Source organism: Pseudohongiella sp. (assembly GCF_040877505.1).
In the GTDB taxonomy this organism is placed as follows: Bacteria; Pseudomonadota; Gammaproteobacteria; order Pseudomonadales; family Pseudohongiellaceae; genus Pseudohongiella.
This window is the reverse complement of record NZ_JBBDNQ010000045.1, coordinates 123,127-146,771: the sequence shown is the minus strand read 5'-3', so window position 1 is coordinate 146,771 and position 23,645 is coordinate 123,127. Positions and strand designations below refer to the sequence as shown.

At 55.6% G+C, this 23,645-nt stretch carries 24 protein-coding genes; 12 read left to right on the top strand and 12 right to left on the bottom strand.

Annotated features, from left to right (window positions below; translation table 11 throughout):
- Positions 1 to 8 precede the first annotated feature (8 nt).
- From WD071_RS16620 to pspF, 3 genes are read right to left on the bottom strand one after another with little or no spacing between them, the layout of a single operon-like run.
- On the bottom strand, positions 9 to 842 hold the full coding sequence (locus tag WD071_RS16620) for a 4'-phosphopantetheinyl transferase superfamily protein (protein WP_368049524.1): 834 nt from the start codon (positions 840 to 842) through the stop codon (positions 9 to 11).
- On the bottom strand, positions 842 to 1,933 hold the full coding sequence (locus WD071_RS16615; protein WP_368049523.1) for a histidine kinase N-terminal 7TM domain-containing protein: 1,092 nt from the start codon (positions 1,931 to 1,933) through the stop codon (positions 842 to 844). The genes WD071_RS16620 and WD071_RS16615 overlap by 1 nt, the downstream gene beginning before the upstream one ends.
- 41 nt (positions 1,934 to 1,974) lie before the next feature.
- Positions 1,975 to 3,030, bottom strand: a complete 1,056-nt coding sequence (pspF, locus tag WD071_RS16610) for a phage shock protein operon transcriptional activator (protein WP_368049522.1) — start codon at positions 3,028 to 3,030, stop codon at positions 1,975 to 1,977.
- Between the two features lie 223 nt (positions 3,031 to 3,253).
- On the opposite strand from pspF, the gene pspA reads away from it, so the two are divergent.
- Genes pspA through WD071_RS16585 form a run of 5 tightly spaced genes read left to right on the top strand, consistent with a single transcriptional unit; the run spans position 3,254 to position 5,880 of the window.
- On the top strand, positions 3,254 to 3,910 hold the full coding sequence (gene pspA, locus WD071_RS16605; RefSeq protein WP_368049521.1) for a phage shock protein PspA: 657 nt from the start codon (positions 3,254 to 3,256) through the stop codon (positions 3,908 to 3,910).
- A 15-nt stretch (positions 3,911 to 3,925) separates the two neighbouring features.
- The gene (gene pspB, locus WD071_RS16600) at positions 3,926 to 4,162 is read left to right on the top strand and encodes an envelope stress response membrane protein PspB (protein ID WP_368049520.1); all 237 of its coding nucleotides are present in this window, start codon (positions 3,926 to 3,928) and stop codon (positions 4,160 to 4,162) included.
- Entirely contained in the window at positions 4,146 to 4,886 is a 741-nt protein-coding gene (locus WD071_RS16595) for a PspC domain-containing protein (RefSeq protein WP_368049519.1), read from the top strand. The genes pspB and WD071_RS16595 overlap by 17 nt, the downstream gene beginning before the upstream one ends.
- 6 nt (positions 4,887 to 4,892) lie before the next feature.
- Complete coding sequence (locus WD071_RS16590; protein ID WP_368049518.1) at positions 4,893 to 5,246, top strand: DUF3135 domain-containing protein; 354 nt, start codon at positions 4,893 to 4,895, stop codon at positions 5,244 to 5,246.
- Positions 5,247 to 5,298: 52 nt separating this feature from the next.
- Complete coding sequence (locus tag WD071_RS16585; RefSeq protein ID WP_368049517.1) at positions 5,299 to 5,880, top strand: NUDIX hydrolase; 582 nt, start codon at positions 5,299 to 5,301, stop codon at positions 5,878 to 5,880.
- Between the two features lie 12 nt (positions 5,881 to 5,892).
- Here WD071_RS16585 and WD071_RS16580 read toward each other — a convergent pair whose 3' ends face one another.
- From WD071_RS16580 to tadA, 3 genes are all read right to left on the bottom strand, one after another.
- Entirely contained in the window at positions 5,893 to 6,204 is a 312-nt protein-coding gene (locus WD071_RS16580) for an NGG1p interacting factor NIF3 (RefSeq protein WP_368049516.1), read from the bottom strand.
- Between the two features lie 30 nt (positions 6,205 to 6,234).
- Complete coding sequence (gene purL, locus WD071_RS16575; RefSeq protein WP_368049515.1) at positions 6,235 to 10,161, bottom strand: phosphoribosylformylglycinamidine synthase; 3,927 nt, start codon at positions 10,159 to 10,161, stop codon at positions 6,235 to 6,237.
- A 95-nt stretch (positions 10,162 to 10,256) separates the two neighbouring features.
- Positions 10,257 to 10,778 (bottom strand): tRNA adenosine(34) deaminase TadA, encoded by a 522-nt coding sequence (tadA, locus tag WD071_RS16570; RefSeq protein WP_368049554.1) that lies wholly within the window; start codon positions 10,776 to 10,778, stop codon positions 10,257 to 10,259.
- A gap of 423 nt (positions 10,779 to 11,201) precedes the next feature.
- Between tadA and WD071_RS16565 the strand changes: the two genes are divergently transcribed.
- Positions 11,202 to 11,792, top strand: a complete 591-nt coding sequence (locus WD071_RS16565) for a PRC-barrel domain-containing protein (RefSeq protein WP_368049514.1) — start codon at positions 11,202 to 11,204, stop codon at positions 11,790 to 11,792.
- 34 nt (positions 11,793 to 11,826) lie between these two features.
- A complete protein-coding gene (locus tag WD071_RS16560) occupies positions 11,827 to 12,165 on the top strand; it encodes a GlsB/YeaQ/YmgE family stress response membrane protein (protein WP_368049513.1) in 339 nt (112 codons plus the stop codon).
- Positions 12,166 to 12,195: 30 nt separating this feature from the next.
- Here WD071_RS16560 and WD071_RS16555 read toward each other — a convergent pair whose 3' ends face one another.
- Positions 12,196 to 12,699: a DUF421 domain-containing protein gene (locus tag WD071_RS16555; protein ID WP_368049512.1), complete on the bottom strand. Its 504-nt coding sequence runs from the start codon at positions 12,697 to 12,699 to the stop codon at positions 12,196 to 12,198.
- A 359-nt stretch (positions 12,700 to 13,058) separates the two neighbouring features.
- Here WD071_RS16555 and WD071_RS16550 point away from each other — a divergent pair, with 359 nt between their 5' ends.
- A complete protein-coding gene (locus tag WD071_RS16550; RefSeq protein ID WP_368049511.1) occupies positions 13,059 to 13,238 on the top strand; it encodes a CsbD family protein in 180 nt (59 codons plus the stop codon).
- Positions 13,239 to 13,339: 101 nt separating this feature from the next.
- Positions 13,340 to 13,492 (top strand): hypothetical protein, encoded by a 153-nt coding sequence (locus WD071_RS16545; RefSeq protein ID WP_368049510.1) that lies wholly within the window; start codon positions 13,340 to 13,342, stop codon positions 13,490 to 13,492.
- Here WD071_RS16545 and guaA read toward each other — a convergent pair.
- Positions 13,457 to 15,034 carry a glutamine-hydrolyzing GMP synthase gene (gene guaA, locus WD071_RS16540; protein WP_368049509.1) on the bottom strand — a complete coding sequence of 526 codons (1,578 nt, stop codon included), beginning with the start codon at positions 15,032 to 15,034 and terminating at the stop codon, positions 13,457 to 13,459. The two genes, WD071_RS16545 and guaA, sit on opposite strands and share 36 nt — an antisense overlap.
- A gap of 34 nt (positions 15,035 to 15,068) precedes the next feature.
- Positions 15,069 to 16,538, bottom strand: a complete 1,470-nt coding sequence (guaB, locus tag WD071_RS16535; RefSeq protein ID WP_368049508.1) for an IMP dehydrogenase — start codon at positions 16,536 to 16,538, stop codon at positions 15,069 to 15,071.
- Positions 16,539 to 16,637: 99 nt separating this feature from the next.
- On the opposite strand from guaB, the gene xseA reads away from it, so the two are divergent.
- Positions 16,638 to 17,888, top strand: a complete 1,251-nt coding sequence (gene xseA, locus WD071_RS16530; RefSeq protein ID WP_368049507.1) for an exodeoxyribonuclease VII large subunit — start codon at positions 16,638 to 16,640, stop codon at positions 17,886 to 17,888.
- Complete coding sequence (locus tag WD071_RS16525) at positions 17,885 to 18,589, top strand: DsbA family protein (protein ID WP_368049506.1); 705 nt, start codon at positions 17,885 to 17,887, stop codon at positions 18,587 to 18,589. The genes xseA and WD071_RS16525 overlap by 4 nt, the downstream gene beginning before the upstream one ends.
- 16 nt (positions 18,590 to 18,605) lie before the next feature.
- Here the strand turns inward: WD071_RS16525 and WD071_RS16520 are convergent, their stop codons facing one another.
- Complete coding sequence (locus tag WD071_RS16520) at positions 18,606 to 20,324, bottom strand: methyl-accepting chemotaxis protein (RefSeq protein ID WP_368049505.1); 1,719 nt, start codon at positions 20,322 to 20,324, stop codon at positions 18,606 to 18,608.
- Between the two features lie 137 nt (positions 20,325 to 20,461).
- Positions 20,462 to 21,607: a rod shape-determining protein RodA gene (gene rodA, locus WD071_RS16515; RefSeq protein WP_368049504.1), complete on the bottom strand. Its 1,146-nt coding sequence runs from the start codon at positions 21,605 to 21,607 to the stop codon at positions 20,462 to 20,464.
- Positions 21,608 to 21,733: 126 nt separating this feature from the next.
- Between rodA and WD071_RS16510 the strand changes: the two genes are divergently transcribed.
- On the top strand, positions 21,734 to 22,174 hold the full coding sequence (locus WD071_RS16510; protein ID WP_368049503.1) for a DoxX family protein: 441 nt from the start codon (positions 21,734 to 21,736) through the stop codon (positions 22,172 to 22,174).
- Positions 22,175 to 22,185: 11 nt separating this feature from the next.
- On the opposite strand, the gene der is transcribed toward WD071_RS16510, so the two are convergent.
- Complete coding sequence (gene der / locus WD071_RS16505; RefSeq protein WP_368049502.1) at positions 22,186 to 23,589, bottom strand: ribosome biogenesis GTPase Der; 1,404 nt, start codon at positions 23,587 to 23,589, stop codon at positions 22,186 to 22,188.
- Between the last annotated feature and the right edge of the window lie 56 nt (positions 23,590 to 23,645).

The window sequence follows — 23,645 nt, the reverse complement described above, 5'->3', positions numbered from 1 at the left end:
CCAGAGACCTAGAGCGCACAATCATATTCCGGCGTACAGTCCAGCGCGCTCACCTGGTCGGGCCAGGACAATTGGCGTACCCTCAGCTCAGAACTGCTGCAGGGCTTTTCTGCACAGCGCCAGGTTACTGCGATACGCAACCCGGACAGCGTGGCTGACCACAGTCGCCAATGGCGGTGCGGAGGCGCCTCCTGCGGCGCGGGATAGAATCTCAGGCCTTCTTCAAAATCAAATTCAAAATCACGCAGAGCCCGCGCCAGCCCCTGACCATTGGCTTTGACACAGGCCTCTTTCAGGGTCCAAAGACGCAAGAACCGATCCTGCCGCTGCACCGGGGGCAGTGCCTGCAATGCCTGGAACTCCGCCCCGGAAAAAAACCGTTCCGCTAAAGCAATGGCATCAAGCTGCCGATCCAGCGATTCGATGTCAACACCCGGTTCCCCGTTGGCGGTAAACACCAGCACCAGCATGTCATCAGTATGCGACAAATTGAATGCGGGGGCGGAGACCGGCCCCAGCACACAGGGTCTGCCCTCAGCACTTCGCCCGATCTGCCACTCAGCCGGTCCGATGTCGGGCCGGTAGGCTGACAGCAAGCGCCGGAGCACAGCGCGGGTCAGCAAAAACATGGCACGGCCTTTCGCGAGTCGACGGCCATTCAGGCGCTCCCGTTCCGCCACACTTAGCCAGGCACCCGCAATCCGTTCCACATCAGATTCTTCCGTCACTGCCGGGACCAGCCAGACATCAACCCGGACCGGCGGCAGATCAAGACCGGACAGTATTGTCGACCCGGAATTGGCACACGAAGAAACTGCGTCCGCAGCCGACTGTTGCGGCATCACACGTCATCCCGTTCGCTGTCGGCATCCCCGATCAGGCGAGTGATTTCATCCAGTGCTCGTTGTACCTGCGTGACATCATTAAGCAAAACCAGGTAACCAATCTCTTTGTGGCCAGCGCTGCGAACCGGCATGCTGGTCACATCGTACTGACGGTCACCGGCCCGCGCCGTCAACCGCCCCTGCCAACCGGTATCAATCACCGACACATCCACACCGCTGAAATACTTCAGCAGCACGTCCGCGACCTGAAGCCCCTCCAGATCCGCCAGGGTCTCACCGGTCATCGCCATAAACGCCGGATTCACATCAGATATCTGATGGTTCTCGTTGGCGACAACCACCGCGATGTTGATATTGTCGAACACCAGGTCGCGCGCCACCGGTGTCAGCGACATAAAATGGTACTGGTGCCGGGCTATTGTCACCAGAATCGCGCTGAGCACAAAAAACAGGGATGTCGGATCAAAACCACCGGCAACATCAATGCCTGCCACATACAACATATTGGGCACCACCGGCATCAGGGCGGCGATACCGATCAGCAATGACTGCCCGCGATAAACCTGAGCCTGTTGCATACTGGTATTGAGCAGTAGAAACGAACCGGTCAGTGTATAGAGGTAGCTGCAGGCGATTAACTGCAACCAGAATCCGACACCATAGTCCAGGTCCAGCAAAAGATAACCATTGCGCTCGATCAATGCGGCGCTGGTGTACAGGAGCTGATGCTGATCCAGCGTCATTATCATGGTGAGCGAACATATCGGCACCACCAGCAATACCAGCAAAAGCCGCTTGCTTAACCAGCGTTCGTAGCCGGCAAAACAGACAGCGAACAACAACCACGAGGTGATGGCTAAGATAACACCCAGATAAACCAGACGTTGAAACCCCAACTGCCAGGCCAGTGTTGTGCCCATGTTGGCGACCAACTCGCCAAAGGTCCAGAGCGCAAAACTCACCATGACCATCACCCACAACTTGCCACTGCGGGTATGCGCCTGACCGATGCTGAACACAGCCAGCGCGCAGGCCATCAGGCAGGCGACAAGATAAAGGTAATTGATGGGCGGAAACTGCAATTCCATAATGATCCTATTCCATCGACAAAGCTGGCTCTGACATCAGGTCAGGACAACAGGTCATATTTGCGCAGGTACCCTCGCAACTGGTGATAACTCAGATTCAGATGGGTGGCGGTTTTACGCTGATTAAACTGACAATGCTCCAGCGCCTTGCGCAACAGGTCGGTTTCGTAGTCCTGTATGTGTTGACGGAAATCCAGCGCCTGGCCATCCCAGTCGACCGATGCTTTTTCCGCAGCTACCGTTTCACCGCTCGCTGCTGCACCGTTATCCGCCTGCTCACCGGCCGCCGGTGATGCCGGAACACCATCCCGGACGGGTGATACCGACGGCCGGTAAGGGGATTCAAACGGGTTGAATACCAGCCGGGTCACGGTTTTATTGGGATGCTGATAAACCGCCCGTTCAATCACATTTTTCAGCTCACGGATATTTCCCGGCCAGCTGTAGCTCAGCAACTGACGCTGCACCAATTCCGAAAAGCCGGCAAAAAAATCCTCGCCCATCTCCTTTACCATACTGATGGCAAAATGTTCGGCCAGCACCAGGATATCCTCTTTTCGCACGCGCAGCGGCGGCAGTGTCACCACATCAAATGCCAGACGGTCGATCAGGTCCTCACGAAATTTACCGGCACGCCCCAGCGCGGGCAGGTCCTCATTGGTGGCAGCCACCAGGCGCACATCAACTTTCAATGTCTGGTTGCCGCCCAGTCGTTCGAACTCGCCGTACTCGATGACACGCAGAATCTTCTCCTGTACGGGCATGGCGGTATTGGCCAACTCATCCAGGAACAGGGTGCCGCCATCGGCACGCTCAAACAGCCCCTTTCGCTGCCCGGTAGCACCGGTAAAGGCGCCGGCTTCGTGCCCGAACAACTGTGCCTCCAGCAAGGCATCACTGAGCGCAGCACAATTGATTTTCAGGAAATTGTTCTGCCAGCGCGCCGACAGGTAATGCAGGCGCGAGGCAATAAGTTCTTTGCCCGTACCCCGTTCGCCCACGATAAGTACGGGTTTATTCAGCGGCGCTACCTGAGAAACATGCTCCTGCATCTCGAGAAAACTGGCAGACTCGCCTATCATACGGGGAAGTGACACATCAGACGGCATGTTAAGTATCTCAGCTGGACTCTAAACCAATATGTCGCGGAAAATACCACTTATTAACTCAAACAACCAAGCGCCAAAAGTCATGCAAACCAAAAGCAAATTTTATATTGTTATTTTTCAATAACATAGATAAATAATAAACTATTGGCACAGTTCCTGCTCCTTCTGCTTGGACCCGATCCACCTAACGCCAATTTTTGAGGTAATAAACATGGGTATCTTCTCACGATTAAGCGACATCATTAACTCCAATATCAGCGCAATTCTGGACAAGGCTGAAGATCCGGAAAAAATGATTCGTATGATGATTCAGGAAATGGAGGAGACTCTGGTTGAAGTTCGCAGCAGCACCGCCAAGGTCATTGCTGAGAAAAAGACCGTTGGCCGTCGCATCGAACAACTGGGCCGACAGGCTGCCGACTGGGAAGAAAAAGCCGAGCTGGCTCTTAAGAAGGAACGTGAAGATCTGGCGCGAGCCGCATTGATCGAAAAATCCGGCGTATTGACCACTATCCAGATGCTGGAAGACGAACTGGCCAAGCTGGACGAGACGCTGAACAAGCTCAGTCATGAGATTGAACAGCTGCAGGCCAAACTGACCGATGCCCGCGCTCGCCAGAAGACACTGCTGATGCGCACAACCGCTGCTCAGTCACGCGTCAACGTCAATCAGAAGTTGCACAGTTACAGTATTGACAATGCGATGAACAAATTTGAGTATTACGAGCGCAAGATCGACCAGATGGAAGGCCAGGTAGACAGCCTGAACATCAAACAGCGCGGCCTCCAGGATGAGTTCGAGGAACTGGCCAATCAGGAAAAAATCGATCAGGAACTGGCGAGCATCAAAGCCAAACTCAACAAATAACAAAGGACAAGGCCCATGGAATTCTTCGAATTTATCATCGCGTTGGTCGCCGTCGGCGGCACGTTCGTGACGATCTGGGTTGCCTTGCTGTACCGCCGCAAAGAAAAGAAGCTCCCTGCGGCGGAACAGGCCTACAATCTGAGCCAACTCAGCGAACTGGCCAACAGCATGAATCAACGGATTGATACGCTGGAATCGATACTGGACGCCGAAGTGCCAGGCTGGAGGGAGCAACATGAACAGCAACGCTGAAGACGACACTGTTTATCGCAGGCCCCGCGCGCCGCTGACACTGGACCGGGAGAACCGCAAAGTACTGGGTGTGTGTGCCGGTTTTGCCCGCTACCTGGAGGTACCATCGGCACTGGTCCGGGTCATCTACTGCGTCGCCTGTCTGGCATCACCGTTCCTGATCATCGTGTACTTTGTCATGTACTGGCTGCTGGACGATGAAGAGCGACCGGCGCGCATCAAGGCGGCCATGGGTGGCGCCTCATACAAAAGCCGAAAGACTGAGCAGGCTGTGCCGCCGGAGCCCGATCCCGAGGCTTCTGACGCTGAAACATCCAGTCCGCGCTTCGATCTGAGAAAACCTTTGTATCGCAGCCGCCGCAATGCCCGGGTGGCTGGCGTATGCGCCGGTATCGCAGATTACCTGGGTATCAGTACATTTATCGTCAGAACAGTCACCTTCCTGTCACTGTTCATCCTGGGCGCCGTTACGGTATGGGCCTATGTCATTTTCTGGATCGTGCTTGACAAGGAGCCTAAAGTTCGTAAAGTAACAAGGCAGCGTGCCGGCCAGCAAGGCGGCGACCAGGGCCAGACCATTGACGATACTGACGAGCCGGACAACCGTCCTGATATCGATTCATGCAGTCATGCCTTACGCGGCGCAGAAAAACGACTGCAAAACGTGGAAGCGTTCATCACATCCAAGCAGTTCAGGTTGCATTGTGAAATCAACAGGATTTAACCGCTTATGGGCGATTTACCTGACTTTGATACCCTGCTTGCCATGCACCGGGATAATCCGGAGTCGCTGGAAAAACTGCGACGCCGGTTAACCCGCAAGATTCTGCGTTCGGCCCCCGACAGCACACGTCAACGCCTTGAAGGGCTGCAGTTCCGTATCGACATGGAATTGCAAAGGGCCAGCAACCCGACCGCACGCTGTATTCGTCTGTCCGGCATGATGCACGATTCTTTTTCCCGTCTGAACCACTGTCTGCAGCATCCGTTTGACGAAGTTAATGCGCGACAAAACCGGCCCAAGGCTGATATCCTGCCAATGATTCAGCGCCATCAGCGCACAGATTCCTCGAAACCGCACTAGGGCCCCACCTGCTTGCAAAGGTCGGTCGGCAGCCCCCACTGACAGAGACCGCATGAAATTTTGCCACTATTGTGCTGGCCCGGTGACTCACCATATACCGCCCGGCGACGACAAATTGCGTTATTGTTGTTTAAGCTGCGATGTTGTGTTCTACCAGAACCCGAACAATATTGTCGGCACCCTGCCGGTGACCGGCGATCAGGTTCTGCTTTGCCGCCGCGCCATTGAACCGCGCAAAGGTCTGTGGACCCTGCCGGCCGGGTTTATGGAAAACGGTGAGACCACATTGGAAGGCGCTATTCGCGAAACCCGTGAGGAAGCCGGCGCGGAACTCAATCTGAGCGAAGACAGCCTGTATACACTGTTCAATCTGCCCAATATCAACCAGGTATACCTGTTCTTCAAAGGTGAGCTGGCCAGCAGCGAGTTCAGCGCTGGCGTTGAAAGCCTTGAGGTCAAACTGTTCACGGAAGCAGACGTGCCCTGGGATGAAATCGCGTTCGCTGTGGTCAAATCGACGTTACAGCAGTATTTTGACGATCGCAGAAAGCAACATTTCCCGGTACGCATGTACGATGTACGCTACTCGGCAGAAAGAAAGGCGGAGATTACGCTGATCAGTGAAAGTCGCTAATGCCAGCAGGCATCACAAATCTGCGAGCAGGATCACATCGTAAGCCGGTTCCTCATAGGGGTGGGCAAGCCTGAGCGCTGCAATAGCCGGCCGGATATGCGTCTCGTCACAAACCAGCTCGACTTTGTATTCCAGCACCCGGGTCAGGGTATCGTGTTCGCCCAGGAATGGACTGGCACCCGCCAGAGGTCGAAACTGCCCCTGCCCGGCAGATTGCCAACAGCAACTGTCGTAGTCACCAATACGGCCTCCACCGGCGGCAAACACCGCCTGTTTAACCGTATCCAGATAATCCTCAGGCACGTAAAAGCAAAGTTTGTACATCGTTGCCTCTCGTTATGGCAGCCTGGTCGTCTACTTCAGCCAGGCCCTGGCATTGCGGAACATGCGCATGGTCGGTGCGTCTTCCTGCCACTCGTCAGGCCGCCATGAATTCTGCACGGCGCGGAACACACGTTCGGGGTGCGGCATCATGATAGTGGCACGACCATCCCTGCTACACACGCCGGCGATACCCGCAGGCGAGCCATTGGGGTTCTCCGGATAGTGCTCAGTCACCGCACCATAGTTGTCTGCGTATTGCAGCGCGATGCCGGCGCCGGCTTTCAATTGCAATTGATCACTGCTGCCGACAAAACGTGCGCGACCCTCGCCGTGCGCAACCGCCACCGGGAACAGCGAACCCTTCATGCCCTGCAGAAAGGCCGAAGGCGATTCCGGCACGGTCAGCAGGCTGACCCGCGCCTCAAACTGTTCAGACCGGTTGCGCTCAAAGCGAGGCCAGTTGTCGGCGCCCGGGATAAGTTCGTGCAGCAGGGACATCATCTGACAACCGTTACAAACACCCAGTGACAAGGTGTCCTTGCGCTCAAAAAATGCGGCGAACTGCTGTCGCAACGGCTCATTGAAGAGTACTGATTTGGCCCAGCCGCCGCCGGCACCCAGCACATCCCCATAAGAGAAGCCGCCGCAGGCAGCCAGTACGTTGAACGCCGCCAGATCGACAGCCCCCCGCAGAATATCGCTCATATGCACATCAACAGCGCGGAATCCCGCGCGATCAAATGCCGCCGCCATTTCCACATGACCGTTGACGCCTTGCTCGCGCAGTACCGCAACAGCAGGGCGTACGCCGGTATTAATAAACGGTGCGGCAATATCCTGGTTAGCGTCATAGCTCAGACGCGCCTGCAGGCCGGGATCCTTTTTATCCTGCAACCTCTCAAATTCCTGCCTGGCACTTTCAGGGTTGTCCCTGAGCGCCTGCAACTCGTAACTGGTGCGCGCCCAGAGCTGCTGGCAAGCCACGCGTGTGCGCTCCAGCAACAGTCGGCCAGTGTCGAGCACGCGGATATTCTGATGGCTGGCAGGCTCGCCGATAACACTGGCGCAATCGGACAGGCCGTGCTCCTCAATGATACTCAGCACCTTGTTCAGATGATTTCGCGGGACCTGTAATACAGCGCCAGGCTCTTCGTTGAACAGCACATCAATGGCATGAGTATCCGGGTGCAACAACTCAGCCAACTCAATATCCAGCCCGCAGTGACCGGCGAACGCCATTTCCGCCAGGGTCACCATGACCCCACCGTCGGAGCGATCGTGATAGGCCAGCAGAAGATCCTGGGCGTTCAATTGCTGCACAAGATCAAAGAAGTTTCTCAGATCCCGGGCACTGTCCAGATCCGCCGGGATGTCACCCAGTTCACGGTAAACCTGGGCCAGAGCTGACCCGCCCATGCGATTGCGGCCGCGGCCCAGGTCAATCAGCAACAGATCGGTTTCACCTTTGTCGGTACGCAGTTGTGGCGTCACCGTGCGCCGGATATCGAGCACCGGTGCAAAAGCCGAGATCACCAGCGACAAGGGTGAGGTATTACTCTTTTGCTCGCCTCTTTCCTGCCATACCGTGCGCATGGACATGGAGTCCTTGCCCACCGGAATGCAGATGCCCAGATCCGGGCACAGCTCCATGCCCACGGCGCGCACGGTTTCATACAGACGCGCGTCTTCGCCCGGATGACCGGCAGCGACCATCCAGTTGGCGGACAATTTGATATCACGAATATCGTTAATACGGGCACAGGCTATATTGGTGATCGCTTCAGCCACGGCCATGCGGCCCGATGCGGGCGCATTCAACAGCGCTACCGGCGTGCGCTCGCCCATGGCCATGGCTTCGCCGCAATAACTGTCAAATGCGGCAGCGGTGACCGCTGCATCGGCTACCGGCACCTGCCAGGGCCCCACCATCTGATCGCGACTGACCAGACCCGTCACGGTGCGATCGCCAATGGTGATCAGGAAACTCTTGCTTGCCACCGCAGGCAGGCTGAGAACACGCTCCAGGGCCTCTTCCAGCTCGATCTGCGCCGTATCCAGTGCCACCGGTTCGATTGTTTCACTGCGCACCTCTCGGTGCATGCGCGGCGGTTTGCCAAACAACACTGACATCGGCAGGTCTATCGGCAGATTATCAAAATGTGAGTCCTGCAACCGTATAACGTCTTCGTCGGTGGCTTCACCGACGACCGCATGCGGGCATCGCTCGCGTTGGCAGATGGCTTCAAATTCCGCCAGCCGCTCCGGCATCACGGCCAGCACGTAACGTTCCTGTGCCTCGTTGCACCAGATTTCCAACGGCGACATACCTGATTCGGCATTGGGAATGTTGCGCAGTTGAAACACACCACCGCTCTCGCCATCTTTTACCAGCTCTGGCAAGGCATTGGACAACCCGCCGGCACCCACATCGTGGATAAAGGCGATTGGGTTGTCATCACCCATTTGCCAGCACTGATCAATGACTTCCTGACAGCGACGCTGCATCTCCGGGTTCTCGCGCTGCACCGAAGCAAAGTCCAGCTCCGCAGCGCTGGCTCCGGCGGCCATGGACGAGGCGGCACCACCACCCAGACCTATCAGCATCGCCGGACCACCCAGTACAATCAAGTGGGCACCGGGCTTGAAGGCATGCTTTTGTACATGCTGCTCACGAATGTTGCCCAGACCACCGGCAATCATGATGGGCTTGTGATAACCGCGGACTTCATAGCCGTCAACCGAGGGCACCGATTCTTCATAAGTACGAAAGTAGCCGCACAGATTGGGGCGACCAAACTCATTGTTGAAAGCCGCAGCGCCGATCGGGCCCTCCAGCATGATATCCAATGCAGAAACGATGTGCGCGGGTCGACCGAAGTCCTCTTCCCAGGGCTGCGGCAATTCAGGAATACGCAAGTTGGAAACGCTGAAACCACACAGACCGGCTTTGGGTTTGGCACCGGTGCCGGTAGCGCCCTCATCACGGATTTCGCCGCCGTTGCCGGTAGCCGCCCCCGGGAACGGCGCTATTGCCGTGGGGTGATTGTGCGTTTCCACCTTCATCAGAATATGGATAGGTTCCTGGGTGTAGCCGTATTCATGACTTTGCGGCTGTGGAAAGAACCGGCCGCCGTCACTGCCACACATCACTGCGGCATTGTCCTTGTAGGCCGACAGCACCTTGTCCGGGGATTTTTTATGAGTATTGCGGATCATCGCAAACAGGGACAAATCCTGATCGATGCCGTCCAGTGTCCAGCTGGCATTAAAAATCTTGTGTCGACAATGCTCGGAATTGGCCTGCGCAAACATCATCAACTCAATGTCGGTCGGGTTGCGTTTCAGGCGCTGAAATGACTCAAGCAGATAGTCCATTTCATCATCAGCCAGCGCCAGCCCCATGCTCTGGTTGGCAGACTGCAGCGCAGGTTTGCCCTCTGTCAGCACATCAACCGTTGCCAGTTCGGCGGGTTCCGCGTGAGTGAACAGACAGGCCGCCTCATCCACATCAGCCAGCACTGCCTGTGTCATTTTATCGTGCAGGTAACTGTCCAGCATCAGCAGCTCTGCATCGGACAAGGGTTTCTCTACCACGATATCCCAGACAATGCCGCGTTCCAGGCGTGAGATGGCAGCAAGACCGCAATTACGCACAATATCCGTGGCCTTGCTCGACCAGGGCGAAATCGTGCCCGGCCTGGGCACCACCAGACGTGTTATGCCCTGCGCTTCACCAACCAGGTCGTCCTGCTCTATACCCTCGCCCTGACCCAGACCATAGGCCAACAACTGCCCGAGCATCTCCAGTTCATCTGATGAGGGGTCCCGCTCGCATTCGGCGATGTGCACGAAATGAGAGGCCAGCCCCTGCACAGCGGGCAGCTCGCGCTGCACATTGCGCAGCAGTTTACGAAGTCGGAAGTCGGAATGAGCGGTGCTGCCAGTGAGAACAAGCATTGTGTCTGATAGCCTTAAAGTCAGTCGAGCCGGAAGAAGAAACCTGCGAAATTCGGGGCGTTATGATACGCCATTTGCCTGCAAAAATCAGGCAATTATTGCGACCCTGTGGCACTGCCTGATGACGATGCCGGATCCGCGCGGCTTTTGCGACGCAGGCGGAAAAACTGCTTCATCAATTCGCTCGCTTCCTGCGCCAGCACCCCGCCGTTGACCGCCAGTTGATGATTATAGACACCATTCTCCAGCAATCTCTGCCCACTGGTAATGGCGCCGTAACGCGGCTCAGCGGCACCATACACCACCCGGTCAATGCGAGCATGGATGATGGCGCCCAGGCACATGGTGCAGGGCTCAATGGTGACATACAGCGTGCAGCCGGGCAGTCGGTAGTTTTCCAGAGTCTGGCCAGCCTCACGTAGCGCACAGATTTCTGCGTGCGCCGAAGGGTCATGACTGCCGACGGGCTGATTAAAGCCCTTTCCCACAACCTGTCCGTTCTTGACGATAATAGCACCCACCGGAACTTCTCCCTGCCTGCCGGCTTCGAACGCGAGGTTCAGTGCTTCACGCATGAAGATGCTGTCATCTGTATCAGCAGCAATCGCCGGAGACATCCCGGATACTGGTCGGGGTTGATCGCTCATGGTCTGTTCCTGACGTGACACGGCCGAAATCCGCTGACTGGTTTCACCGACTTTAGCAAGTGCCGCGATTTTAACAATGCACCTGGAGAATTGCACCAGTTTTGGCTCGCAACTCGACCTCAATTATCGGTTCTGGTACCTGAAATAATATCGTGCAATCCCCCACTAAAATCCACCGCTGTTACATCTTTCCACTACTTTCGCGCCGACATGGTGCGTCAGCGAACCGACCACGCCTGACCCCTGCCGTAAGTTGGTTCCTATTCTGGATTCTATATTCAATTGGATTCAGTTTCCTTTCCGGTAATACCACTGGAGAAGCAAAGTCTAAACGAAGCGTTTACAAAGGACATTTTGTCCGACTTATACATACTCGTTTCGAAGGAGTTACAGATGAATAAATTACATTCGATCGCCCTTTTTACAATGCTCACGCCTGCCATCACGTTGAGTTCTGGACTTGCACTTGCTCAACAAACTTCCGGTCAGAATCTTGAGCGCGACCAACAAACCCAGCATCAGAGCAGCCAGGGTGCCCAGCATTCCGGTCAGTCTGATAACCAGTCTGCTGCAGCGCGATTGGCTGCCGACGGACGTAACGACATGGAGCACAGGGGTTTTATGGACGCAGCCCCCACTAACGGCATGCACATCAGCAACCTGATGGAAGCTGAGGTCAAAACTTCAAATGACGAAGAAGTCGGTTCGGTCAACGACCTGATTGTTGATGAAGATGGGCAAATTGTTGCCATTGTCATTGGTGTCGGCGGATTTCTGGGCATGGGCGAGAAAGATGTCGCCATTGGCTGGGATGATGTCACCATGGGGCGCGATTCTGATAACCGCAGATCGGCTACCGGCACGACTGCGACAACATCGTCAACTGACCGCACCGTCACCGGCTCATCCGATGATTACGACCTGCGCATCAGCATGACCCGCGAGGAATTACGTTCAGCACCTGAATTTGAGCGCAATGAGTAATTCTTTGTCCGCCACTTAGTCGACGAATGAGTCAATGGCAGCAGCGAAAGCCGCTGCCATTGACGTCAACAAAACAACGTATCAAATTAATCTGGAGGGAAAAACTATGGGTATTATTGTGTGGTTAATCATGGGTGGCGTGGTCGGCTGGATCGCCAGCATAATCATGGGCAACAACGCTCAGCAGGGTATCCTTCTGAACGTGGTTGTTGGTATCGTCGGCGCAGTGATTGGCGGATGGCTGATTGGGCCTTTGTTAGGGGCGGGTTCAATTAACGACGGTATCACCATCATGAGCTTTGTCATATCGCTGATCGGTGCAGTGATTCTGCTCGCCATCGTCAATGCCTTTCGACGCAGCTCGGCAAGTTGAGGGGTTGATCTGGACGTCTGGCGAGAATGACTATGGTGTGTCTACACCCCTAAAACTGGACCCATTCCCGCCAGGCCGAACGACGCTGAATGAGCCGTCTGTTTCCAGAATGACGGCACCAACCTTATCCATTGACTCAATCCCATTCGAGCGAACTGCGGCTCGCACTTCGTCTTCAGTTACCCGTGCCTGCCGCAGCGCGGCAGATAGAAATTCTCCACAGTAAAACAGCATCAACGGCTCTCCTGTAGCCATCCGCCGCACCCATCGCGAACGCACGCTGGACCAGGTCACAATAAACTGCAGACCGATCAGCAAGGCGAACGCCAGTATGCCCTCGGCCAGTGCAACATCCTTGGCGAGCAGAACAGTGGCCAGAGTAGAGCCCAGAGCGACTGTCACGATCAGATCGAAGGCATTCATCTTGGACAGTGTTCGCTTACCCGACAGGCGAAGCAAAAAGATGAGCGCAACGTAGGCCAAAACCCCGACGACCAATGTTCGCAACAGGCTGTCCCATCCATCAAATAGCATTTCGTCGATCCTGTCGTCGAGTGATTTAGAAAATCAGAGCTAGCAGTCTGCAACACTTGATTTCTCTATCTTTGTGCACCTTAAAAACATTGTCGGTGCGATAGCGAACGTTAGGGCCAGTGTGCAGCTGGAGATTTTTTGAAATCCGAGAAATGAAAAAAACCTACCCAGGATATTCAAAAATCTCAACACAGGTTATTTACCCATAAATCTATAATTTATTAATTTAAGTTCGCCACCATACAGACTCCGCCACTAAATTAAATCATCTTGAGAATTCAAAATGCCTTCGGATGAATCCATCAGAAGTTCGTGATCCGAGGCAAAATACGCAGGCCTCATAAACTGGAGATCAAAGCATGAACAAGAATGAAACCAAAGGACATACAAAAGAAGTGAAAGGCAAGACCAAGGAAGTGGCTGGCAAAGTAACCGGCGACAAAAGCACTGAGGCCAAGGGCAAAGTGGAGAAAAATGTCGGCAAAGGCCAGGCCAAAGTAGGCGAGCTCAATGGAGAGGCAAAAAAGGCAAAGAAATAATTTAATACCGGGACTGGAAATCAGGTGACAACAATCGGAGACGAAAAAAGCGACTTTTTAACGCCTTTGAACTCCGCCTGTTTCGCTACACAGCGCTTCTGTTGTCCCTGGTTTCCCCGGTCGGCATGATCGGCATGATCGGCATGATCGGCATGATCGGCATGATCGGCATGATCGGCATTGTCAGCATGGTGCTTGCGGTTCCACTGACCGCGACTTTACTCCCACTCAATCGTCGCCGGCGGCTTCGATGAAATATCGTAAGTCACCCGCGACACATCAGTGATCTCATTGATGATGCGGTTGCTCACGGTTTCCAGCAACTCATAAGGCAGATGCGCCCAGCGCGCCGTCATGAAATCGATGGTTTCCACCGCGCGGATGCTGATCACCCAGGAATAACGACGGCCATCGCCGACCACGCCGACCGATTTCACCGGCAGGAACACGGCGAAGGCCTGGCTGGTCTTGTGGTAGTAATCAGCCTTGTGCAGCTCTTCAATAAAAATCGCGTCAGCGCGGCGCAGCACATCGCAGTATTCTTTTTTCACCTCGCCCAGGATACGCACGCCCAGGCCAGGGCCGGGGAACGGATGGCGATACACCATGTCGTAAGGCAGGCCCAGCTCCAGACCAATGCGGCGCACTTCGTCCTTGAACAGCTCGCGCAGCGGCTCCACCAGTTTCAGCTTCATGTGCTCCGGCAAACCGCCAACATTGTGGTGAGACTTGATGACATGGGCCTTGCCGGTACGCGAGCCAGCCGACTCGATAACATCAGGATAAATGGTACCCTGCGCCAGCCAGCGCACGTTGTCGATTTTTGCTGCTTCCTGATCAAACACTTCAATAAAGGTATTGCCAATGGCCTTGCGTTTCAGCTCGGGATCGCTGACGCCTGCCAGGCGATCTAGAAACATGTCTTCAGCATCGACACGGATGACTTTGACACCCATGTTTTCAGCAAAGGTGGCCATCACCTGGTCACCTTCATTCAGCCTCAACAGGCCGTTGTCCACAAATACACAGGTGAGTTGATTGCCAATCGCCTTGTGCAGCAGGGCCGCTACCACCGAGGAATCCACACCACCGGACAGGCCAAGCAGAACATGGTCGCTGCCGACCTGTTCACGCACCACCCTGATGGCATCGTCAATAATATTGGCCGAAGTCCAAAGTGCTTCACAACCGCAGATTTTACGTACAAAACGTTCCAGTATGCGTTGCCCCTGCAGGGTATGTGTCACTTCCGGGTGGAACTGCACACCGTAGAACTGACGCGATTCATCTGACATGGCGGCAATGGGTGCACTGCCGGTTTCCGCGCTGACGACAAACCCCGGTGGCACTTTGATGACCTTGTCGCCATGGCTCATCCAGACATCGAGTTGCGGCACACCGCCCTCCGCCATCCGGTCTTCAATACCTTCGAACAGGGCACCGGGCGCGGGCAGATTGACTTCGGCATAACCAAACTCGGATTTGTCCGACGCTTCAACCTTGCCGCCGAGACGTTCGGCCATGGTCTGCATGCCATAACAAATGCCGAGCAAGGGCACGTTCTGGGTAAACAGGTAGTCAGCGGCCTGTGGTGAGTCTGCCAGCGTTGCCGTCTCCGGGCCACCGCTGAGGATGATACCCTGAGCCGCGAAGGCTTCGACTTCTGCCTGGGTACACTGGTAGTCCCAAATCTCACAATAAACGCCGAGTTCGCGAACCCGGCGGGCGATCAGTTGTGTGTACTGCGATCCAAAATCCAGAATCAGAATTTTCTGGCTGTGAATATTTTGACTCATGCGTGGCAGGCCTTGTTCATGACAGAGAGTACTGTCAGCTCATACGATAGTTGGGTGCTTCCTTGGTAATGCTGACATCATGCACATGACTTTCCTGCATGCCGGACGCGGTGATTTTGACAAACTCGGGCTTGGTCCGCATCTCGTCCATGGTGGCGCAACCGGTGTAACCCATGCTGGAGCGCAGACCACCCATCAGTTGATGCACAATGCTGGACATCGTACCTTTGTAAGGCACCCGGCCCTCAATACCCTCAGGTACCAGTTTTTCAACACCGGACGCAGCGTCCTGGAAGTAGCGATCACTGGAACCCTGACTCTGGGACATGGCACCCAGCGAGCCCATGCCACGATAAGCCTTGTAGCTTCGACCCTGGAACAGCTCTACTTCACCGGGCGCTTCTTCAGTACCCGCAAGCAGACTGCCAATCATCACCACGTGGGCACCGGCAGCAACCACCTTGGCGATATCACCGGAAAAACGAATGCCGCCGTCAGAAATCACACAGACATCTGTGTCCTTCAGCGCTTCAACGACGTTGGAAACCGCCGTGATCTGGGGCACACCCACGCCCGTGACGATGCGCGTGGTGCAGATAGACCCGGGGCCAATACCGACTTTCACGGCATCCGCACCGGCTTCGGCGAGATCCCGCGCGGCCTGGGCAGTGGCAATATTACCGCCAATAACCGCCAGTTCCGGGTACAGACCCTTGATGCGGCGCACCATATTCAATACGCCGGCGGAATGTCCGTGGGCAGTATCGACCACAATAACGTCTACGCCTGCTTCGGCCAATGCATTCACACGATCCTCTGTGTCGGCGCTGGTACCCACCGCGGCGGCAACGCGCAGGCGACCCTGCTGATCCTTGGACGCATTGGGAAAATCTTCCGACTTGCGGATATCTTTCAGCGTGATCAAGCCGCGCAGTTCAAACTCATCATTGACCACCAGGATTTTTTCAATCCGGTGCTGGTGCAGCAACTCTTTGATCTGATCATGACTGGCATCTTCCTTCACGGTCACCAGGCTCTGCTTCGGCGTCATAATGGTTTCGACCTTGGCGTTGAGATTGGTCTCGAAACGCACGTCACGACTGGTGACGATACCGACCAACTGACGGCCGACGACCACCGGCATGCCGGAAATGTCGTTCTCCCGCATCAACGCGACCAGATCACTGATGCGCGCGTCAGGCGAAATGGTGATCGGGTCTTTCACGACACCACTTTCGTACTTTTTAACCTGCCGCACTTCGCGCGCCTGTTGCTCGATGGTCATGTTTTTATGTATGACACCGATCCCCCCCTCCTGTGCCATGGCAATAGCAAGACGCGCTTCGGTCACGGTATCCATGGCGGAAGACATCAGGGGGATATTCAGGGCTATACTCGCAGTCAAACGCGTTTTCAGGCTGACAGCTTTGGGGAGTACAGATGAGTGGGCGGGCAGAAGCAGGACATCGTCGAATGTCAGCGCCTCTTCAGCAATGCGTAACATAAGTTTTCACCTATCCACAAAAAGCGGATTATACAGATCTGACGGCCATTGGTAAACCAGCGTCTATGATACGTTCACGGGCTGGGTTAAGATGCAGGCATGAACCCGGATATACCACCTTTTCAACCAGTCAGTGCGCGTGTAGCCAGCAGCGAAAATCGCGTACTGAGTGTCAGCAGTCTCAACCGGATGGCCCGGGACCTGCTCGAAGACTGCTTTCCGGCAATCAGTGTCGAAGGCGAAATTTCCAATCTGGCCACCCCCGGCTCGGGCCACTGGTATCTCACGTTGAAAGACGACGGCGCCCAGATCCGCTGCGCCATGTTCCGCAACCGCAATATGTCGGTGCGCTTTCGGCCTGCCAATGGCATGCAGGTTGTTGTGCGCGGCAAACTCAGCATCTACGAAGGTCGTGGCGACTATCAACTGATCCTGGACAGCATGCAGGACGCCGGCGCAGGTGCACTGCAGCGCGCCTACGATGAACTGAAAGCGAAACTGAGCCACGAAGGCCTGTTTGATACCGCCCTGAAAAAGCCCCTGCCCGACCATTGTCAGCATGTCGCCGTTATCACCTCACCAACCGGCGCCGTGATCAGGGATATCATCAGCGTCTTCCGCCGACGTTATCCGGCCATGCGGATCACCGTTTTACCGGTCCCGGTGCAGGGGCAGGAGTCTGCGCCGGCAATCATTCAAGCCCTGCAGATCGCGCAACGACGGCAGCAGGCGCTGGGCATTGATGTGGTGCTGCTGGCGCGCGGCGGTGGTTCGCTGGAGGATCTGCAAGCATTTAATGATGAATCGGTGGCCCGGGCGATTCATGCCTGCAGCCTTCCGGTCGTCAGCGCAGTTGGCCATGAAACCGATATCACCATTGCCGACTTTGTTGCCGACCTGCGCGCGCCCACCCCCTCGGCCGCTGCGGAACTGTTGAGTCCCGATCAGGCCCAGTTGCGCCTGAGTCTGCAGAACCAACACAATAAACTGTTACGCCTGATGCAGAACCTGCTAAACCAGCGCAGCCAGCAACTGGACTGGTTGCGCAAACGGCTGCAACATCCGGGGCGCAGGCTTCAGGAACAGGGACAGGTGCTGACACAACTGGACAGCCGCCTGCAAAGAGCCATGTTGCGCTTTTTGGAACAGCGCCGTGGCAACCTGCAGATGCTGGCACGCAACCTGGAAAATATCAGTCCGCTGCAAACCCTGCAGCGGGGCTACAGCATCACCCGCACACCTGAAGGCAAACTCATCAGTACATCGTCCCAGGTCAAGGCCGGTGATGATATTATCAGCACCCTGGCAAACGGCCAGATTGTCAGTACCGTCAAGGAGATCAAGGCATGAACAAGCGCGAGCAACAGCGTCTGATTCGCGAACAGAAGCAACAGCAGGCTGAGAAACAGGCAAAGATACGCAAAAACATGAGCCGTCTGGCCATGGTTGTGGTTATCCCGCTGGTGATCATCAGCGTCATTTACGGTCTGATGGGCCAGGGCGAAATCTATCCGCCAGACCAGATCAGCGAAGTGGATCATGTCAAAGGTGGTGGCGATGAAGTGACGCTTGTGGTGTATGCGGATTTTCAGTGCCCTGCCTGTGCCACCGAGCACCGTGTCATGAGCCAGGCCTGGCCCCGCATCGCGCCGAATGTGCAACTTGTCTTCCGTCATTTTCCGTTGACCTCGACACATCGCTTTGCATGGACAGCCGCCTTGTACGCTGAAGCTGCCGGCCGGCAGGGCAAGTTCTGGGAAATGCATGATCAGCTGTTTCTCAACCAGGCTTACTGGTCTTCCCTGAGCGAGGCGGAAGGCGAATTTGACGGATATCTTGAGCAACTGGACCTTGACGTTGCACAGGCCCATATCGATATGCAGGACGAGAGTCTGTTACAGAAAGTCCGCAATGATCAGCGCGGCGGCACCAGTGCGGGTGTACGCTCAACACCTGCCCTGTTCGTCAATGGTCGCCTGACACCGGTACCGCAGAATCCGGTTGACATGATTGCCCTGGTCAACCGTGCACGTGAGGGCGACACCAACTAGTCCGGCGCACGCGGTGCTAGGCATCGAGCCCCAGGCGCGATGCCGGCAGTCCCATGAACAGACCACCCCAATATTTGCCACCAATATGCACGGGTACCGAGAGATTGAACATCACTTCGCCGGTATCCCGCAGATAACTTTGCAGGCGGAAGCGCCCCATGTAAGGAATGTCCCGGCTCTGGAAGAAACGCATGTGGCGGCTCCTGGCCAGATCAACCGCCGGGTCGCCAGTGGGCTCCTGTGACAGCTCACTGCGATGCACCGCAACATAGCCTTTGCTGTCCAGCGGCAGGCAGTAAAGCGCGCCGTCCTCCTCTTTTGCCCAGGCATCTATCAGGTGCTGGCAGGCCTTCTGAAATGCACGTGCATAGCTGACGTCAAATTTGATCGGATTGGTGCCCTTGATGGCCTGGTGATTGCGGTCAAACATGTCCACCCCTGAGGCCGTCAATTCCGCCATCGCCGGCTCCAGACGATCACGCCGTTGTTCCAGAATTTCCAGCACCTGCTCCAGCGGCCCGCGCCCGATGCGGAATTGACACAGTTTGTGCAGGGCTTGGTCAGTAGATTCCAGCAAAATATGCGTCTGGTCGTTATTCTTTTCCATGTCACTGCGGATACGGCCGCCCAGATCACGAATTTCATGGCTGCGGCTGCGAATATCCTGATTGTTGACTGACAGTTGTTCAGCAGCAGCACTCACCTGCAAAAGATCCGAATGGGTAGACTCAAAACCGTTAACCATTTGTTTGAACTCACCCGCCGACTTGTCAATGGCCTCTCCGGCCTGGCCGGTTTCGCTGATCATGCGCTCGGTGCCACTGGAGGTTTTTGAAACCACGCCAATCATCTCTTCCAGTAACGCTCCGATCTCGTCGGCAGAGCCGCGCACCTTCACCGCCAGATCCCTGACTTCGTCGGCAACCACGGCGAAACCACGGCCCTGTTCACCCGCCCGGGCAGCCTCAATCGCCGCATTCAGCGCCAGCATATTGGTCTGCGCCGCGAACCCCTGCACCGTGCCCAGAATGGCGCGAATATTTTCCGAAGTGGTTTCGAGTTGTTCCACAGTGCCGTGAAATTGCTGCATCATGCCACCAACAGTCGCGATCTGACTATTGGCACGCACCAGATCTGCCACCGCATCACGGGCAGTGGACAGATTGCGCGAATTGACATCAGCAATGTTGTTGGTCCAGCGCGACAACTCTTCGATGGCGGTGGCAGTTTCCTCACTGGAGCGATAAATGATCTCGGAGTAATCCTCCTGCTTGCCCGCATCCCGGCTGGCCTCTTCGGCAATTTTCCGACCCTGGGCAGAACTCAGGCTGACCTTGATAGTATGGTGACGAAGATCGTCCAACGCAGTGCGCAGCCGTTCCATGAACTGGTTAAACAGGCGCGCGGTCTCACGTGAGGTTTCGTCTCCCACCACCGGCATGACCGACGACAGGTCACCCTGGGCATCATTGACATTGCGCAGCACACGCATCAAACCGGTATTGCTCATATGGGTGGATGTCAGGCGCCACAGCATAAACAGAACAATACCCGCTGCCGCCGCCAGTACTGCCAGCACACGCAGGCCTCCGGTCGTGAGCGTAAAAAGGCATACCGACAGCACCAATATCAGCACCAGCATGGCCGGCACCAGAGCTGGCGCCAGACCAATATGCCATGACACTGATTCGGCCCGGGACCGGTTTTGCTCAACTGGCGATGACTGACTCAGCATTTATTGCGTTCCCCCTCGGCGACCGCTGCCAGATCTCTGGCGACGGCGCATCCAACGTTGCCCTGCCATGTGGCATCTGTATTAAAGAATTAGCGGCACATTGGCGGACAAACTTGAGGGGATGCGCGCAAATCGCGTCAGTGCGGCAGTAGCCGACGGTGGGTGTGAATTGACATCAGTATGCCGAAGCCGGCCAGCAGCGTTATTGCCGATGTACCGCCGTAGCTGACCAGCGGTAATGGCACGCCGACAACCGGCAGTATGCCTGACACCATGCCCATATTGACGATTACATAAATGCAGAAAGTCAGGGACAGGCTGACGCCGAGCAGACGACTGAAGGTTTCCTTGGCCTGCCAGCTGATAAACAGGCCACGGCCGACAATAAAGACATACAGCGACAGTAAAACAACAATCCCGAACAGACCAAACTCCTCGCCAATCACGGCGAGAATAAAGTCGGTGGAAGACTCCGGCAGGAAGTCCAGCCGCGACTGCGTGCCGTTTAGCCAGCCTTTGCCCATCAGACCGCCTGAGCCCATGGCGATCGTGGACTGGATAATATTCCAGCCAGCGCCCAGGGGATCGGCTTCGGGGTTGAACAGGGTATCCACTCGCCGACGCTGGTAAGGCTCCAGCACGAACAGATACATCAGCGGAATGGCAATCACGGTCAGCAGTCCGGCCATCGACAGGATTCGCCACGACAGGCCGGCAAAAAACAGCACAATCAGACCCGACATACCCACCAGTATCGAGGTGCCCAGGTCCGGCTGAGTGGCAATCAGGAAACTGGGCACACCGATAATAATCAGGCTGATGACGATATCGTGCCACCTGGGCGGCAGGACCACTTTGCTGAAATACCACGCAGCCATCACCGGCAAGGACAGTTTCATCAGCTCGGACGGCTGAAACGCGCCGACGCCCGGAACCGATAGCCAGCGCTGAGCGCCGTTCACGACGGTGCCAAAAAACAGCACCAGCACCAGCAAGACCGTAACCACCGCAAACGCCGGGGTTGCCCAGTATCGAAAAGTCCGGGGTGGTATCTGGGCGATGATCAGCATGGCGACGAAACCAATACCAAGCCGGATGGACTGACGGACAACAGTATCCATGTCCTCGCCACTGGCGCTGTACAGCACAAACAGCCCCAGGCAGCAGACAGTCAGCGCACTGATCAGTAATGGAATATCGATATGTAAACGCCAGGCGAGTGTGCGCTCTTGTGTTCCCAGTTCAAACCGGGGGTGGATCGCTCGTCGCATCAACTCGGACATAATGACGTTTTGGTGGCCCAGGATTTTCGGTGATTCAGGAATATGCGAAGGGTAGCGCAAGCATCGTTTTAAGTCTATGCTCCGCCTTGGCAGTACACTCTAATCCTATCTTAAGGAGGAACTATCATGTCGATACTCGGCACAGCAGACCGGTGCGTGAACAGCATTGCAAACAATACTCAAACTCTGTCATGGACTCTGCTACGGATACTCAGCAGCGCAATGTTCATGACTCACGGCTGGCCCAAAATGTTTGGCGAGCAGGCTCAACCCTTTCTGGGTGGCATGGGCTTTTTCGGCATTGATCTGGGTGTGAACATGTTATGGGTAGCAGGAGCCATCGAATTATTCGGAGGCGGCTTGCTGGTGCTGGGCCTGTTTACCCGTTATGTCGCCCTGCTGGCCGCCATCCTGATGGTCATGGCCTACCTGACGGCGCATCCGGCCTGGTTTCCAACGCTGAACAACGGGGAATTGGCTGCGATGTATTTCCTGGTGTATTTTGCCATCTTTGCCTTTGGCCCCGGCAAGGTGAGCCTGGACAGCATCATCCGCGGCCAGAGATGATTGACGGCTGATCAGTCACCGCGCGACTTTGATATTTTGCGGTTCTTGCTGATACGCCGCTTCTGTGCCACCTGTCGCCCTGACAACCCCTTTTCATGCTGTACATAGGGGTTGTCATCGCTACGCAGTTCGATACGGACCGGCGTGCCTTCCAGTTTCAGTACCTTTCTGAAAGTCTTTTCCAGATAACGTTTGTAGGAATCCGGCAGCTTATCGGTCTGCTTGCCGTGAATAACAATAATGGGCGGATTCTGTCCACCGGCATGAGCATAACGCAGTTTGATACGTCGGCCATTGATCATGGGAGGAGAGTGATCGAGCACTGCGTCCTGCAGCGTTCTAGTCAGCACATTGGTGCCCAGATCCCGTTTCGCGGAATCGTAGGCGACATGAATGGACTTGTATAAATCACCGACGCCGGTGCCATGCAGAGCAGAGATAAAGTGTATGGCGGCGAAATCGACAAAGGCAAAACGTCGACGGATTTCGCTTTTGATACGCTCTTTCTGCTCCGTGTCCATGCCATCCCATTTGTTCAGGGCAATCACCAGCGCGCGGCCAGTATCAATCACGTATCCCAGCAAGTGCAGGTCCTGCTCAACAATCCCGTCACGGGCATCCACCACCAGAATAACGACATTGGCATCCTGTATCGCGGTCAGTGATTTGACCACAGAGAATTTTTCCACTGTCTCCGTGGTTTTACCGCGTCGCCGAATACCTGCCGTATCTATCAGGGTGTAACGATGGCCATGGCGTTCGAAGGGAATATAGACACTGTCGCGGGTAGTGCCGCCTTCGTCGAAGACCACAACCCGCTCTTCACCCAGCATCCGGTTCACCAGCGTGGATTTACCCACGTTGGGGCGGCCGGCAATGGCAATGCGAATACCCTCGTCTGCGCGCTCGGTCTCCGGCAACGGCTCGGGAAAACCGGCCAGCACAGTATCCAGCAATTTCTTGATGCCACGTCCCTGCGACGCCGTGATGGGGAAAACCTGCTCAATGCCCAGGCCAAAAAAATCACCCATGGCGACATTTTCATCAATGCCGTCAACCTTGTTGACCACCAGAAAAGCCGGTTTACCCAGTTTGCGCAGATGCTCCACGATCTGGGTGTCGCCCGGGTTGAGCCCGGCACGGCCATCCACCAGCAGCAGGACGATATCGGCTTCTTCGATAGCCAGCAGCGACTGCGACACCATTTCAAAGTCTATGCCTTTTTCGCCGCCTTCCAGACCACCGGTATCAATCACGATATAGGGTTTTTCACCGCCCTTGCCTTCACCGTACTGGCGATCCCTGGTCAGTCCGGCAAAATCCGCCACAATCGCGTCACGGCTGCGGGTAAGCCGGTTAAACAAGGTGGATTTACCCACATTAGGTCGCCCAACAAGGGCCAGTACGGGTTTCATAGACGTTCCAGATAATGCACGCGGCGACCACGCCGCGCAGTGTCAATCAGGGGTAC

Excerpts from the sequence above, each read along its gene's own strand:
- der (WP_368049502.1), bottom strand. The coding sequence starts at position 23,589 with ATGAAACCCGTACTGGCCCTTGTTGGGCGACCTAATGTGGGTAAATCC.
- purL (WP_368049515.1), bottom strand. The coding sequence starts at position 10,161 with ATGCTTGTTCTCACTGGCAGCACCGCTCATTCCGACTTCCGACTTCGT.
- rodA (WP_368049504.1), bottom strand. The coding sequence starts at position 21,607 with ATGTCCGAGTTGATGCGACGAGCGATCCACCCCCGGTTTGAACTGGGA.
- WD071_RS16520 (WP_368049505.1), bottom strand. The coding sequence starts at position 20,324 with ATGCTGAGTCAGTCATCGCCAGTTGAGCAAAACCGGTCCCGGGCCGAA.
- guaA (WP_368049509.1), bottom strand. The coding sequence starts at position 15,034 with ATGAGTCAAAATATTCACAGCCAGAAAATTCTGATTCTGGATTTTGGA.
- WD071_RS16560 (WP_368049513.1), top strand. The coding sequence starts at position 11,827 with ATGGCAGCAGCGAAAGCCGCTGCCATTGACGTCAACAAAACAACGTAT.
- pspA (WP_368049521.1), top strand. The coding sequence starts at position 3,254 with ATGGGTATCTTCTCACGATTAAGCGACATCATTAACTCCAATATCAGC.
- pspB (WP_368049520.1), top strand. The coding sequence starts at position 3,926 with ATGGAATTCTTCGAATTTATCATCGCGTTGGTCGCCGTCGGCGGCACG.
- WD071_RS16550 (WP_368049511.1), top strand. The coding sequence starts at position 13,059 with ATGAACAAGAATGAAACCAAAGGACATACAAAAGAAGTGAAAGGCAAG.
- WD071_RS16585 (WP_368049517.1), top strand. The coding sequence starts at position 5,299 with ATGAAATTTTGCCACTATTGTGCTGGCCCGGTGACTCACCATATACCG.
- WD071_RS16510 (WP_368049503.1), top strand. The coding sequence starts at position 21,734 with ATGTCGATACTCGGCACAGCAGACCGGTGCGTGAACAGCATTGCAAAC.
- WD071_RS16565 (WP_368049514.1), top strand. The coding sequence starts at position 11,202 with ATGAATAAATTACATTCGATCGCCCTTTTTACAATGCTCACGCCTGCC.
- WD071_RS16590 (WP_368049518.1), top strand. The coding sequence starts at position 4,893 with ATGGGCGATTTACCTGACTTTGATACCCTGCTTGCCATGCACCGGGAT.
- xseA (WP_368049507.1), top strand. The coding sequence starts at position 16,638 with ATGAACCCGGATATACCACCTTTTCAACCAGTCAGTGCGCGTGTAGCC.
- tadA (WP_368049554.1), bottom strand. The coding sequence starts at position 10,778 with ATGTCTCCGGCGATTGCTGCTGATACAGATGACAGCATCTTCATGCGT.
- WD071_RS16615 (WP_368049523.1), bottom strand. The coding sequence starts at position 1,933 with ATGGAATTGCAGTTTCCGCCCATCAATTACCTTTATCTTGTCGCCTGC.
- WD071_RS16620 (WP_368049524.1), bottom strand. The coding sequence starts at position 842 with ATGCCGCAACAGTCGGCTGCGGACGCAGTTTCTTCGTGTGCCAATTCC.
- WD071_RS16555 (WP_368049512.1), bottom strand. The coding sequence starts at position 12,699 with ATGCTATTTGATGGATGGGACAGCCTGTTGCGAACATTGGTCGTCGGG.
- WD071_RS16525 (WP_368049506.1), top strand. The coding sequence starts at position 17,885 with ATGAACAAGCGCGAGCAACAGCGTCTGATTCGCGAACAGAAGCAACAG.
- guaB (WP_368049508.1), bottom strand. The coding sequence starts at position 16,538 with ATGTTACGCATTGCTGAAGAGGCGCTGACATTCGACGATGTCCTGCTT.
- WD071_RS16595 (WP_368049519.1), top strand. The coding sequence starts at position 4,146 with ATGAACAGCAACGCTGAAGACGACACTGTTTATCGCAGGCCCCGCGCG.
- WD071_RS16580 (WP_368049516.1), bottom strand. The coding sequence starts at position 6,204 with ATGTACAAACTTTGCTTTTACGTGCCTGAGGATTATCTGGATACGGTT.